Origin of the sequence: Anaerozeibacter quisquiliarum (assembly GCF_051162045.1) — a bacterium.
Classification (GTDB): domain Bacteria; phylum Bacillota; class Clostridia; order Christensenellales; family Aristaeellaceae; genus Anaerozeibacter; species Anaerozeibacter quisquiliarum.
Window position 1 is genome coordinate 1 of the sequence record NZ_JBISDI010000028.1, and the last position, 13,202, is coordinate 13,202.

General features: G+C 58.6%; 12 protein-coding genes and 1 pseudogene. 3 read left to right on the forward strand and 10 right to left on the reverse strand.

All coding sequences use genetic code 11. The features are described from left to right. Positions 1 to 245: 245 nt before the first annotated feature. Positions 246 to 1,211 (reverse strand): serine hydrolase domain-containing protein, encoded by a 966-nt coding sequence (locus ACH6CV_RS12575; protein ID WP_456358550.1) that lies wholly within the window; start codon positions 1,209 to 1,211, stop codon positions 246 to 248. 301 nt (positions 1,212 to 1,512) lie between these two features. On the opposite strand from ACH6CV_RS12575, the gene ACH6CV_RS12580 reads away from it, so the two are divergent. From ACH6CV_RS12580 to ACH6CV_RS12590, 3 genes and pseudogenes are all read left to right on the forward strand, one after another. Next, on the forward strand, positions 1,513 to 2,412 hold the full coding sequence (locus ACH6CV_RS12580) for a class I SAM-dependent methyltransferase (protein WP_456358551.1): 900 nt from the start codon (positions 1,513 to 1,515) through the stop codon (positions 2,410 to 2,412). A gap of 166 nt (positions 2,413 to 2,578) precedes the next feature. Then, a complete protein-coding gene (locus ACH6CV_RS12585) occupies positions 2,579 to 3,451 on the forward strand; it encodes a DUF2268 domain-containing protein (protein WP_456358552.1) in 873 nt (290 codons plus the stop codon). Positions 3,452 to 3,877: 426 nt separating this feature from the next. Further along, positions 3,878 to 4,378, forward strand: a pseudogene (locus ACH6CV_RS12590) (IS5 family transposase); the annotation flags it as partial. A 377-nt stretch (positions 4,379 to 4,755) separates the two neighbouring features. Here the strand turns inward: ACH6CV_RS12590 and ACH6CV_RS12595 are convergent. The 9 genes from ACH6CV_RS12595 to ACH6CV_RS12635 form a co-directional block, all read right to left on the reverse strand. Then, positions 4,756 to 6,318, reverse strand: coding sequence for an ADP-ribosylglycohydrolase family protein (locus tag ACH6CV_RS12595; RefSeq protein ID WP_456358553.1), 1,563 nt, complete (start codon positions 6,316 to 6,318; stop codon positions 4,756 to 4,758). A gap of 25 nt (positions 6,319 to 6,343) precedes the next feature. Beyond that, positions 6,344 to 6,607: a hypothetical protein gene (locus tag ACH6CV_RS12600; protein WP_456358554.1), complete on the reverse strand. Its 264-nt coding sequence runs from the start codon at positions 6,605 to 6,607 to the stop codon at positions 6,344 to 6,346. A gap of 55 nt (positions 6,608 to 6,662) precedes the next feature. Then, positions 6,663 to 6,866: a hypothetical protein gene (locus ACH6CV_RS12605; RefSeq protein ID WP_456358555.1), complete on the reverse strand. Its 204-nt coding sequence runs from the start codon at positions 6,864 to 6,866 to the stop codon at positions 6,663 to 6,665. Positions 6,867 to 6,891: 25 nt separating this feature from the next. Beyond that, positions 6,892 to 7,314 (reverse strand): hypothetical protein, encoded by a 423-nt coding sequence (locus ACH6CV_RS12610; protein WP_456358556.1) that lies wholly within the window; start codon positions 7,312 to 7,314, stop codon positions 6,892 to 6,894. After that, a complete protein-coding gene (locus ACH6CV_RS12615) occupies positions 7,286 to 9,142 on the reverse strand; it encodes a sensor histidine kinase (RefSeq protein WP_456358557.1) in 1,857 nt (618 codons plus the stop codon). The genes ACH6CV_RS12610 and ACH6CV_RS12615 overlap by 29 nt, the downstream gene beginning before the upstream one ends. A 4-nt stretch (positions 9,143 to 9,146) precedes the next feature. Further along, complete coding sequence (locus ACH6CV_RS12620) at positions 9,147 to 9,938, reverse strand: carbohydrate ABC transporter permease (protein WP_456358558.1); 792 nt, start codon at positions 9,936 to 9,938, stop codon at positions 9,147 to 9,149. Continuing rightward, positions 9,935 to 10,825: a carbohydrate ABC transporter permease gene (locus ACH6CV_RS12625; RefSeq protein ID WP_456358559.1), complete on the reverse strand. Its 891-nt coding sequence runs from the start codon at positions 10,823 to 10,825 to the stop codon at positions 9,935 to 9,937. Before ACH6CV_RS12625 ends, ACH6CV_RS12620 begins: the two co-directional genes overlap by 4 nt. A 78-nt stretch (positions 10,826 to 10,903) precedes the next feature. Next, positions 10,904 to 12,199, reverse strand: a complete 1,296-nt coding sequence (locus tag ACH6CV_RS12630; protein WP_456358560.1) for an ABC transporter substrate-binding protein — start codon at positions 12,197 to 12,199, stop codon at positions 10,904 to 10,906. 110 nt (positions 12,200 to 12,309) lie between these two features. Next, the gene (locus tag ACH6CV_RS12635; RefSeq protein ID WP_456358561.1) at positions 12,310 to 13,062 is read right to left on the reverse strand and encodes a response regulator transcription factor; all 753 of its coding nucleotides are present in this window, start codon (positions 13,060 to 13,062) and stop codon (positions 12,310 to 12,312) included. Positions 13,063 to 13,202 lie beyond the last annotated feature (140 nt).

Consider the following 13,202-nt stretch of genomic DNA (forward strand, 5'->3'; position numbering starts at 1 on the left):
CTAAATCAAGGGTTGCATAAGCGCATTTGCACTTTGGGCTGCAAGCTACTTTCATTTTTGATTCATCGATCATCCCACTTGCCAAGGACTCCCAACCATCATTTATCCTACCCATTCTCTCGATTGCACCCAAATGCACCCGACGGCCTTCTGGCCAAGCAATCGTGGTCAGTTCAAAGGGAAACGTGGGGGGGCCGAAATTCGATGGTTCTCCAGCTTGTTTTTCGCGCAGTATCCAAACCCATCTACCAACGCTCAATATGCGCTCGAATCAGTTCCAGCCGATCCTTCGCGTCCGGCGTAAACAGGGAGGCGATGGCAACGACCAGGTTTTTCTTTGCGTTGATGTAGATGACATTCCCGCCATCCCCCAACGCCGCGTAGATGCGTTCCTTTTCATCGAGAATCCACCACAGGTATCCATACGACAACTCGCCCCATTTGGCGTGTGGCTTCGTGCTTTCATCAATCCAATGGGCGGGCACAATCCGCTTGCCCTCCCACATTCCGCCGTCCAGGTACAACCGGCCGAGCTTCGCCATGTCCATCGGAGCCAGGGTAAGGCCCCAGCTCGCCGTGTTGATCCCCTGCGGGTCGACCACCCAACCTCTGGTATGCCGATCTTTTTCGTACCAGGCGATCTGCTCTTCCAGGCTGTGGAACACCACGTTTTGGGCGTGGATGCCCAGCGGTGAAAACAGATTCTTGCTAGCGAAATCCAGCACCGATTGGCCGGTTGCGTTGACGAGAATGCCCGACAAGATGTGCGCTCCGATGATGGGTGAATACCGGAATGTCCCCGCAGATTCCTCGCCGCCCAATAGGTCAAGGGCGGCCTCCACCCAGTTCCGGCTTGCGAAAAATGCCTCAAATGGTTCCGAATCAAACTTGTACGGAGCCGTCATGGTCAGCAGGTGTTCAATCTTCACATGCTGGATCATCTTCTCGCCCGGCTGGACCGTGTAGCCCGGAAAAAAGTCCAATACGCGCTGGTTCACGCCCTTGATGTAGCCCTTGTCAATGGCGATGCCAATCAATCCTGAGAAAATGCTCTTTGTCACCGAAGCCACATGCACGGCGTCGTCGGGCGCAAACCCATGAAAGTAGTTTTCATATTCTACTTTCCCCTCGCGCAGCACAACCATGCCTGCAATATTGCCATATTCGGTCTCTATGGTCTTTTCCAGTGCCGCAATTCGTTCCTGATTCATGTGATCCCCTCCTATAAACAGAGGGTATATCGATTAAAAATCAAAGTCAATATAGGATTTTTAATGTCCAGAAAAGTAACACAATCACCATCAATCCCCATAAGTACACGATCATCACCGCGCACAGAGACAAATCATACCCCGCGCAAAAAGCCGCCACATATCGTGACGGCTTTGTTAATTCCCACTGAATTTCGCACTTATTATACCAGAAAGCAGCCCAAAAGTCAAGTCTGGACATCGAGTCGCAATGGGTGTATTAAGTATATAAAGGAGATGATATGCATTGCAGCAGGGAAGCATGACGGCGCTCATCAGCGCATACGCCCGGTGGCATCACGCACAGCACGATGGCGTCAAGGTCTTTGACGACACCGTAGTGGGTCGCCTGTTGCCCCATGCGGAAAAGCAGAGCATTGGGGAGAACATGAGCAAGGGTATTGGCTTTTTTAACCCCGCATTCCAGGGCACGAACAGCGAGGCGCTGCGCTGGATCGTGGATAATCAACTGGCGCCTTCGCCGCTGGGAAGGGCCGCGTTCTGTGAGCGGCATTTGCAGAACACGGTGCGCCTGGGCGCTAGGCAGTACCTGATCCTGGGCGCGGGCCACGACACGTTTGGCTACCGCCAGCCCGAGTGGGCAAAGGAACTGCATATCTTTGAGGTTGACCATCCGGCGACGGCTGCGGATAAGCGGCGGCGACTAACTTCGGCGGGAATTGCCGTTCCAGAGAATGTTCACTTTATCCCGGCGGATTTCAATGACGAGCACTGGCTGGATGCATTGGCGGAACACCCCGCGTTTCACCGGGAAAAGATCAGCCTGTGCAGCTTGCTTGGGCTCATCTACTATCTTGAAAAGACCTGCTTTGCGCGAATGATCCGAAGCCTGGCGGAACTGCTGCCCAGGGGCAGCGGCATCGCGTGTGACTACCCCGACCAGGGCAGTTACACGGACAGAGCGGGCGAGCGCGCAAAGAAGCAAGCCATGTTGGCCGGGGGCGCAAAGGAGGCAATGCAAGCCAGCTACTCCTATGCCGAACTCGAAGCGCTGCTTGAACCGTATGGTTTCCTCATCTATGAGCACCTGACCCCGCCAGAAATCACAGAGCAGTATTTCTCGCGTTATAACGAGGCGAACCCAGCCCATAAGATGGCCGCGTTCGACAACGTAAATTACTGTCTCGCCGTTCGGCAGTAATCTCTGAGGAAAACCATAAGGGGCGACGCGCGATGGGTCAAATCGGGTTTTCGTATGTAGAACTGGTCATCATTGAATTTTTCACCCCCCTTGACATTGACGTTGCGTCATGGTCTATACTCGCGTTACGGCCACACTGAGCCGAATCATTGAACGGGAGTGAGTCATGATGAACATCAACGTCCAAGACACATTGCGTCAGTACCGGCGCATGTTGGAGCTGCCGAGGGATCAGCGGAAGGCGTATTACGCGGATGAGATTTTGAAGCCGTTCCAGCCTATGTTTGATATCATGCAAATGCCCGTTGACCCTGACATGCTGGGTCTGCTTCCTGTCAGTACGGACATGGATGAAAAGTGTGCCGCGATGCTGAACGCGCTGGAATCGGCGGATGCCTGGAGGCAAGCGCATGCGGCGATTCAGGGAGCCGGCGCGCGCTTTGCGGCGGAGGGGATTTCCCTGCCTGACGATGTTGTTGTCGGCATTTTTCTGGGAAATCCAGAACGGCTCGCGGCCAGTCAAGGATACACCGGTGCCGGATCGATCCCCGGATATATCCAAATTGTGATTGCCCCCAATGCGTACAATTTGCCACGGCTGCAAGCGTGTATAGCGCATGAATTCCACCACAATGTGCTCTTCCATAACGCAGATTGGGATTTCATGCAGGATGTGACTGTGGGAAGGTACATTGCGATCGAAGGGTTGGCGGAGAGTTTTGCCGGGAACTTATATGGTGCCGATTGCATCGGCCCGTGGATTACCGGTATCGGCAATGATGATCTGGAGAAGGCTCGCAGGATCATCGGTAAAAGTCTGTCTGTGAAGGGCTTTATGGCGGTACGTCCGTATATCTTTGGCGATCATCCTATGATGCCGCAGGAGCAATCCATCGGCATGCCATATTGCGGCGGATATGCTGTAGGCTACCATGCAGTTCAGGCATACTTGAACAAAACGGGGGCGTCCGTCGAATTCGCCACTCTGCTGGATGGTGATGTGATTATGGAAGAATCAGGATATTTCGAGATCGTATAGAAGCAGCAGAATGCTTTCAAAGGTCTCGCTGTTTGGGAGTACGCGCGTGGATGGACGACTTTGCTATCTGCCGCTACATCGGAGCGGGATGAGCGGATAAGGTAAGCTCCATGAAATCGGCTTGTGGACGAATCCATTATTTATCCTTCCGCTCGCTTGAACATCCGACGGCGATTTGGTATACTAACCATCCAATGGTACTGTCAAGACTTTTCGCAAATTGGTTAGCCGTCTGATAGCCGACAGTTATCCGGCGACGGGGTTCGATTCCGAAACACCAGCATCGTCTAGGTAACCGCTGATTTAATCACAAGCGGTAGCGTGGTATCATAAAGGAAAAAGCATTGCGGTGATGAAGATGGATAAGCAGCAGAGCATAGCGGATATCGAATACGCGAACCGGAAACGGAAGACCAAGCGGGACGAATTTCTGGGGATCATGGAAGGAGTCATCCGTGGGATGAATGGACGGCGCTCGTAGAGCCGTATTACCCCAGCGGGAAACGCGGACGTCCACCGCGAGGCGTGGAAACGATGCTGCGGATGTATCTGCTGGCGAACTGGTTCAACCTGTCGGACGAAGGGGTAGAGGACACGATCTACGACAGCTATGCATTTCGAAAGTTCATGCGGGTGGACTTTCTGGGCGAGGAACAGGCGCCGGACGCTACGACCCTGTGCAAGTTTCGCAAACTCCTCAACGACAACGGGGTCACGGAGCTGCTTTTCGATACGATACGGGCGTTTCTGGATCGGCACGGGAAACTGATGCATGGTGGAACCATGGTGGACGCGACGATCATCGAAGCGCCGACATCGACCAAGAACGCAGACAAGCAACGCGATCCGGAGATGCACCCGGTGAAAAAGGGGAACGAGTGGCATTTCGGGGAGCGGCTGCACATCGGCGTGGATGCGGGGACAGGATATCCGATGTAGAGCGGGTACAGAAGTCCCAGCGCGTCTAGCTTGCCGACAGAAAAAACCTGGGCAGCGAACGGTACATGTGGCGGTACCCTGCGAGGGGGATGCAAGAGGGTTCACGGGGTGGTAGTTAGGACATGGCATCGCCTTTCTCTCTCGTTTTTGTGGATTGGAGTACTCGGATAACTTTGTGCCATTTGGCGCAAACGGATGCTGACTCAAAGGCCAAGACGTTGTTCGCGCTGATGTCCTACCGCCAATTGCTTGAAAGCTCTGCATAACATTGGACCCCGCACGTCGCGGGGCCCAGAAGTCATTCCTTTTTCGTTTTTCTATTTGGCGGGGGCAACATAATCGGAGGCTTTCGATTGTTCGGATTCTTACCGCTCTCGCATCATCAGGACCTTGACCGCGCCGGTCGAATGACGACCTTCCAGCGTAATGTCCACCAGAAGCTCCGCCTTGGGGCCGGTCATCTGGTCCAGGTTGACCTCAAAGGTAGCCTCGGCTTTCGAGCCCCAGAGGTTGTTGAGCGGCAGCATGACGGCCTTGGGGCCAACCACCTGCACGCCGTCCGGCGCGTAGAGCGAGATGCGCGCCCACTGCTGCTGGCACATGCGCATGTCGTTTTTCACACTGACGGTAAAGCGGCGGTTCTCGCCGAAGCGGAAGAACGGGGAATCCCCCAGGTCCACCATGGCGCTGAAGGCGGCAAACTCATAGCGAGCGACGTTAGAAGTGAGCGCGCTGAGCTTGCGGACCGGCAGACTGTGGTCCTTGTGCATGCCGTTCATGCCGAGCTGGTAGTCCGAGGTATCGGCGCAGAACAGCTCGTCGCCGGACAGGCATTCGATGGTGTAGCCGCCATCCGCCAGAATGTCGCAGGACCCCACGCCCAGGAATATCGGCGTCACGCGCAATACGCGGTCGGTCAGCTCCGTGACCGTCTCCGGCACCCAGACGCCGCGGCTGGTCTTGTCGATGCACATGGTGGCGATCTTGTCGCCCAGCGGGTCGGTCCACTTCTTCGGAAGCCCGCTCGCGCCCAGAAGGATACCCAAGAGCGCGCCCAGCGTGGCGCAGGTGCAGTCGGTATCCTCACCGCAGGCGTTGGCCTTCACGATCTGATCGCCGAAATCCTCGCCGTACAGCCAGCCCGCGATCACGTAACCCACGTTCTCCGCCGCGTCGAAGCCGGGCGCGCCCACCTTGGTCATGCCCATTTCGCGACTCCTCAGTTCGCCCTCTTTGTTTGAGATACCCTGGATGCCAAAAGTGCCCGGCGCCGCGTCGTGGATGGCCGCAATGGCTTTTTTGAACGGCACACCCTCCGCGTGGCACTTGACGGCGGTGCGCACAGCCTCGGCAACCTTGCTGTCCTCCGGGATGTAGGACAGCGCGATGTCGATCAGCTTTTGTACGTCGCTTTCGACAAACGCCGCACTCTGCAGCGCCGCGCAGAAGATTTCGCCCTGCATGCCGTCGTCCGCGTGGTCGACGATGGCGTCCTCAAAGGCGTACTTCGCGGCCAGCGCGGGGTTGCCCGGCGCGAGGCAGGCCCAGATTTCCGAGCGAATAAAGCAGCCGCAGGAGTCCTTGTAGGGGTTATCCACCGCGCCGCTCATCGGTGGCACGAGTCCGGCGCGCAGGTTGGCCTTGCCGGTGCCGTACTCCACCCAGTTGGGGATGACGTAGCTGAGCCAGTAGTCGCCCAGAATCGACGCGTTCACGTTGCGCCCGTAGCGCTCGACGGCGGCCAGCCACACGATCTGCAAATCCAGGTCGTCGTTGGGCGGCGGGCCCATCGAAAGGTCCTGCGTGTAGAAATCGACCTCGTTGAACTGACGGAACGCCTCAAAGGGCGCGCCCAGCACGCCGCCGATGTTTTTGCCAGCCCAACAGCCCATCACTTTGTCGCGGTAGGTTTCAAACGTAAGTTTCATGGAGATCCTCCTTTGTCTATTGCCATCATGGGGTAAACCACTCGTGTAACAGCCGGACGCGCGCCTTATGGAGCTCGGGCCCCGCACCGCAATAGTCTTCCGGCCACGTGCCGGTGATCGTGGGTTGGATGCGGTAACCGCCCGCAAGCGACCTAACCGCCGCGTCCCGAGCCCGCTCAAACGGGCATTGGAAGATGTAGACCAGATCGCGCCTCGCGCCCGCGTCGACCCGTTGCTGCGCGCTCATCTCGATGGCGTTGATGCCGTACAGGTCGCGAGTTTCGCACAATGCGGCGGCAACCCCGGAAAAATCGCCGCAGGAATGTACCGTGAGCCCGCCCAGTTCATTCGAGATGCGCTGAAGCGTCCCCTTGTACCAGCGCCGGAAGCACCGGGCACAGCATTACCAACGAGTCCGCCGACAGCGTCGCGCCATTATCAGGTGGCACCCAGTCCCAAGCGTACAGGTAGGTGGGCAGGAACGCGTCTCCCAGCAGCCGCTTCTGCTCGTTCCACAGGAGGAGAAAGCCGCCAGTCGCCCGTCCCATCAGAAATCCGTAGAGTTCCTCGTCCTCATACGGCGCGGCCCGCCACGTTTTCGCGGGCGAAAGATCCTAGATGCGAGGTTCCGGCAGCGCCCAGACGGAAGCTTCGTCGGTCAGGAGCCGTCGACAGGAGCAGTCGTTTTCCAGCATGACCTCCTTCGCGCCGAAGAGGCTGGGCATCGCGCCCATGCGGCAGCCGGTGAAGAAGGCCGGAACGTAGTCGTCCTGCGCCGCGCCGGATGAAGGTGTCCAAGTAGCGGTCCAGTCCCTCCTCCGGCTCGAACACGTCGTCGTAGTAAGAAAAAACGGGCGGGACCATAACGAACGGCAGCCGGTCCAGCGGAGGCTCGCCCTTCCACACGCGCCGGATGCGCTCCTTGCTTTGATTCAGCCGTTCCGGCGGATAGAGTTCTCGGATGCGCTCAAGCTTTTCCCGAATCCGCGGGCGCATGGTCCTTTTCTCCTTCCACCAGCCTGGAAACGCGCAGTACGGCGGTCACGCCGCGGCCCTCATTCCGGCGGTAGCTCAGGCCGTAACCTTCGGAATAGTACATGCTCAGCCGGTCCTGCACGTTGCGAACGCCGATGTGGCCGCGCGTCACGCGCTCCTCGCCAGGCGCTTCCGGGCGGTTGAACCGCTCGATCAGATCGATCGGCATGCCGATGCCGTTGTCGCTCAGTTCGATCAGGATGTCGTGCCCGTCCGCGCGGACGGTGAGCGTCATCTCGCCGTCGTAGCCTGCCGCCTTCAGTCCGTGCATCAGGCTGTTCTCCACCAGCGGCTGCAGGATAAAGCTGGGAATCAGCGCGTCCAACAGCTTCTCGTCCAGGTGGTAGGCGTCCCGGAGCATCGGGTAGCGGCACTGCATCAATTGCAGGTAGATCTGCATCAGCTTGACCTCGTGCCGGATGGGGACCACGAGGTCGGTGTTGCCCACGCCGAACCGGAAGAAGGCGACCAGCTTCATGATCAGCCCGGACACTTCCTCATCGCCGTTGATGCTGGCCTTGATGCGGATGGTGTCCAAGGTGTTGTAGAGGAAGTGGGGGTTGATCTGGCTGCGCAGGTATTGCAGCTGAGTCTCCTTCTGCTGCAGGCGCGTGTTCTGCAGCTGGATGGTCTTTTCGTACTCGGAGAAGATCAGGTCGTTGATGGTGGTGACCATCTCGTTGAAGGCGTCCGTAAGCCGCTTGGCCTCGTCCTGCGCGTCCACCTCCACCGACGGGCGGGTATTGGTGCGGCTGAAGCTCTCCATGGCGTCGGCCAGCGTGGCGATCGGCCGGACGGTCTTGCGGATGAGGAGCGCCGTGATCAGCATCACGAGCAGCACCGCCGCCGCCGACAGCACCACCAGGATGGTGACCGCGTTGGTCGCGCCCTGGTTGATCAGCGCGCGCGGCTTGTACACGTAGAGCGTCAGGCCGCTGAAGGACGACGCGCGGGACAGCACCAGGCAGTTTTTGCCGTCGAAGGGGAGTTCCACCGGCTGATTGGGCGTGACGCCGGTCAAAAGCGGAAACGCTTCGGACAGCGGATGGTAGAAGGCCCGCCCCAGGCTCTCGCACAATACGTTCCCCTGCCGGTCGGCCAGCACGTAGCGCGCGTCCGGGTCGATGGTGTTGGTGGCGATCTTGTTCAGCGTGGTCATGCGCGCGGCAACCATCATGTACCCCACGCGCTGAAAGGGCGAGAAGCTGTTGATTTCCCTGAGCACGATGAAGTAGGCGTTGTCAAAGGTGTTGGACAGCGTGGGGATGACCAGGAAGCTGTCCGGGCGGCCGTCCATGAGCCTGGTCCCGTTGGGCAAAAGCGGCATGTTCTTCAGGTTTTCGAGGAACCACTCGTCGCGCTCCACCGAGAAGCCCGCGCGGATGCCGATGGAAGCCAGCGAATACTTCTGGATCAGCTTATGGTTATCAAACAGGAACAACGCCGTGACCTCGTTCCGGCTGGAGACGGTGCCCAAGAACAGTTTCTGCAGGTAGTCCGCCGCCTCCAGGCGCTTGCGCTTGCCGTAGCTGTCCAGGTGCATCAAAATCTCCTGCACCCGGTCGTCCGAGACCGCGACGACGGACGTGCGGCCCAAGTCCTTGATCCGCTCGTCGATGGAGAAGAGCGTATTGGTCAGGTAGGAGCGCATCGACTGCTGCTCCTTGTCCAAGGTCAGGTTGATCGTCAGCGTCCACATCAGCGCGATCGCCATGCCCAGCACCACCACCAGCGATAAGCAGGTGGCCAGGATGAGCTTGCCGGACAGCGTTCTTCTGATGCGGCGCATAGGCTCACCCCTTGACCGCGCCGGCCGTCAGCCCCGCGATCAGAAAGCGCTGCGCGAATACGTAGAAGAGGGCGATCGGCGCGAGGCACACCACCAGGCAGGCATACATGACCTCCACCGGGAAGCCGCCGCTGCGCTGCTGCTGGAACCGAAGCGGCACCACCGAGAGCGGCTGCAGCGCGGTCTTATTGATGAAGATCAGCGCCATCTGCAATTCGTTCCAGCTGCTTAAAAACGTCTGCACCAGCACGATGGCAAGTCCCGGCAGGCTGATGGGCAGCATGATGGAGAGGAACGTGCGCATGAGGTTCGCGCCGTCGATGGTCGCGGCCTCGAGCAGTTCATTGGGCAGGCCGTCGTAGAAGTTTTTGAGCACCATGAGATTGAAGATGGCGTTGGCCGTGGCGTAGGGCAGGATCAGCGCAAAGGGCGTGTTGTTGAGTTTCATGTCTTTTACGATCTGAAACAGCGGGAAGATCGTCGCCGCCGTGGGCACCATCATGCCCATGAGCAGGAGGTAGTACAGCGCGCCGCGGCCCCTGAAGGGCACCTTGGAAAACCCGAAGGCGGCCAGCGACGTGACGATGGAGACGATCAGGAGGGAGCCGCCCACCACGATCAAACTGGTCAGAAAGTTTGGCAGCGGATTGACCTTTTCAAACACGCGCGCGTAATTCTGGACGCCGCCCACGTCGAAGGAGCGCATCAGCATCAGCGTCAGCGGGTACAAGAACAATAGGGCAAGGAGGATCAAAACCGACTGCGCGAGAACCGTATAGCTTCTGGAATTTTTCATGCGTCGGCCAGCTCCTTATCCTTGTTTTTGCGGGAGTACAGCCGGAGCTGGAGCAGCGTGATCACCATCGCCAAGGCCAGCATGACCACTACGATCGCCGACGACATGCCCTGGTCGAAGAGTTCAAAGGACTGCTTGTTGATGTAGGTGGAGAAGAACTCCGTGGCGTAGTTCGGGCCGCCCTTGGTCAAAACGTAGGGCAGGTCGAAGCACTTCAGAGAGCCCAGCGCGCCCAGCACGAACAGCGTGAAGTGGGTGGAGCGGAGAAGGGGCAGCGTAATGCGGAAGAACTGCTGCCTCGGGTTCGCACCGTCGATGGTGGCGGCCTCGTAGGTGTCCTGCGGGATGTTGAGCATGTTGGCGTAGTACATCAGCATGCTATACCCTGTCCACTGCCAGATGTTGATCAGGATGATCCAGAGGAGCGCCAAGTTGGGCTCCGCCAGCCACGGCTGTGCCAGCGCGTTCAGCCCGACCGCGCGCAGCATCTCGTTCAGGTAGCCCCGGTTGGTCTCCAGGATCTTGGAAAAGACGTTGCCCACGATCGTCGCGGTGGCGATGACCGGCACGTAGAACACCGTGCGGTAGACGCCCGCACCCTTGACGCCCCTGGCAAAGAACGAGGCCAACAGGACCCCCAGCGCCGCCTGGGTCAAAATGGTCGCGATGCCGAAGACCGCGAAGTTCCGGATCACCCGGGGCATGACGGGGTTTGTCAGGAGCTTTTCATAATTCGCCAGCCCGATGAAATTCCAGCTCTTCGCGATGCCGTTCCAGTCGGTTGCGCCGATCACAAGGTTGAAGAGGATCGGGTACACGTTCATGACCAGAAACAGGATCACCAGCGGCATCACGAATATCAGGCCCGCCAGGTTGTGCTTTTTCATCGGAGCAATGCCTCCCCGCGCGAAATGTTCTGCCCGTGCCGGGGGATGCGCTTTCACGCGCATCCCCCGGCGGAAGCATTACCTTTGAGTGGTCTTGGAAACGGCCTCGACGGCCTCGGCCGCCTGCTGGGGCGTCACTTCGCCCAGGATCAGCGCCTTCAGGTTGTCGGCGATGGCAGTTTTAAGCTCGGGGTACGGGTTCTCGCGGTAGCCGCCGATGTTGGTGGCGCCCATGTCCATGAGCTTATTGAAGTTCTCCACGCCCTCGGCGCTCAGTTCGCCCTCAAAGGACACGCCGGCGCGGGAGGGGAAGTAGGCCAGGTACTTGTTGTTGAGCAGGTCCTGCCCGTCAAAGAGCATGTACTTGATGAAGGTCCATGCGGCATCCTGGTGCTCGCCGGCGTTGTTCATGCACAGCACGTTCTCCACCGTCGCCTGGATCGGGTCGGGCTTGCCGTCGTCATTCCAGTCCATGTTGATGACGGTGTGCTTGCGGCCCTCGCCGTTGAAGTTCTCGTACAGCGTGGGGTTTTCCTCGCGGTAGGGGTAATTGTTGATGATCCAGGAGCCGTTGGTGATCATCGGAATGGTGGCGTCGCGGTCGAAGAGGTCGGTGGTGTCGTTGTACATGTTCACGCCCAGCGCGCCATCCTGGAAGACGCCGTCGTCAAACAGGCCCTTCCAGATCTCAAAGGACTTCACAAGGTCCGGATCGGTGAAGGCGGTCTCGCCCGCGATTGCCTTGTACAGCTTTTCGGAGGAGACGCCGTTGGTGATGTTCATCCACACGTCCAGGTTGATCCAGTCGTCCTTGGCGCCGATGCACAGCGGGTACTGGCCCTGATCGCGCAGCGCCTTGCTGACTTCCGCCAACTCCTTGCGGCTGGTGGGCGCCTTGAGGCCGTACTTTTCGAGCATCGAAACGTCCGCCCAGACGGTGCCGGCGTAGCTGGTGCCCATCGGCAGGCCGTAGTACACGCCCTTGTCCTGGGTCACTTGGGTCGCGAACGGTACGAAAGTCTTCTCCCAGTCTGCGCCCCATTCCTTGGCGGCGAGGGGGGTGAGGTCCACTTCAAAGTCGCGGAATTCCTTCAGCGAAGCGCCGGTCTGCAGCGAGTAGACGTCCGGGCCCTGGCCGGTGGCCAAGTCGATCTTCAGTTTCTGGATGTGGTCGGAGTAGGGCACGTACACCAGCTCGACTTCGATGCCGGGGTTCTTCTTCTCGAAGTCTTCCTTGACCGCGGCGAACCAGTCCTCGCCCGGGTTCCAGGTCTGGTAGATCAGGTGGACCTTCTCTTCCGCGGAAGCCGTGTAGAACAGGCCCATCCCCAGGAGCAGCGTGAGGCACAGCACCAAGGACAGCATGCGCTTCATGAAATAACCTCCCATCAATAATTTGGATGCGGGAGCATCCCAACGGCACCATGGTAGTGCAATTTGCTGGAATATGATAGGCGGTGTTTCAATCGTTGTGTGTCAAAAATTTAGATTCGTCCGTTTTTCTTGCGGAAAGCGGATGGCGAAACGCCTTCCATGCGGCGAAAACGCTTGGTGAAGGTGCGGTAATCCGCCCCGCCCACGGCACGCGCGATATCGCCGATGGTCATGTCCGAAGTGAGCAGCAGGTGCTTGGCCCGCTCCGTTCTCAGGCGACTCAAATAGGCGAAGTAGTTCATGCCGGTCTTCGCCTTAAAATACTGGCTCAAATAGACCGGGTTCATGAAGAATATCTCGGCCAGTTTTTTCAGCGTCAGGTCCTCGGCGCAGTGCTGGTCGATGTAGGCGACGATGCGCTGGATGGTGGGCGGTTCGGCGTCGCCCTCCCACGCCTCCAGCGGCCGCTCCTGAAGGGGCAGGTCGAACCGCTCGCGCCGGAGCCGTCCGATCAACGCTTCGAACTGCGGAAAGTCCACGGGCTTCAGAAGATAGTCGTACGCCCGGAGCTTGAGCGCTTCGCGCGCATACCCGAACTCGTCATACCCGCTGATGATGATGAACACGGTATCCGGACAATCCGGCGACGCGCGGCGGATGACGTCCAGGCCCGAAAGCAGCGGCATGTTGATGTCGATGATCGCGATGTCGGGCTTCAGCCGCGTCAGCTTCTCCACGGCCATGATGCCGTCATACGCCGCGTCCTCCACGCGGCAGCCGATCTTCTCCCAGTTGATGAGTTTGAGAAACCCGTCCACGATCACGCGCTCGTCGTCGGCGATCACCACGCTCAGCGTCCGCATATAATAACCTTCCATCACTCTGTGTTCTGCTGCGCTGCTCACTCCCGCAGAATGGCATCACATTAATGTGTGTCAATCACCAAATGTCTATTTATTATAGCATTGATGAACCACAGCCGTCAAATAAGCAGGTGCCTCCG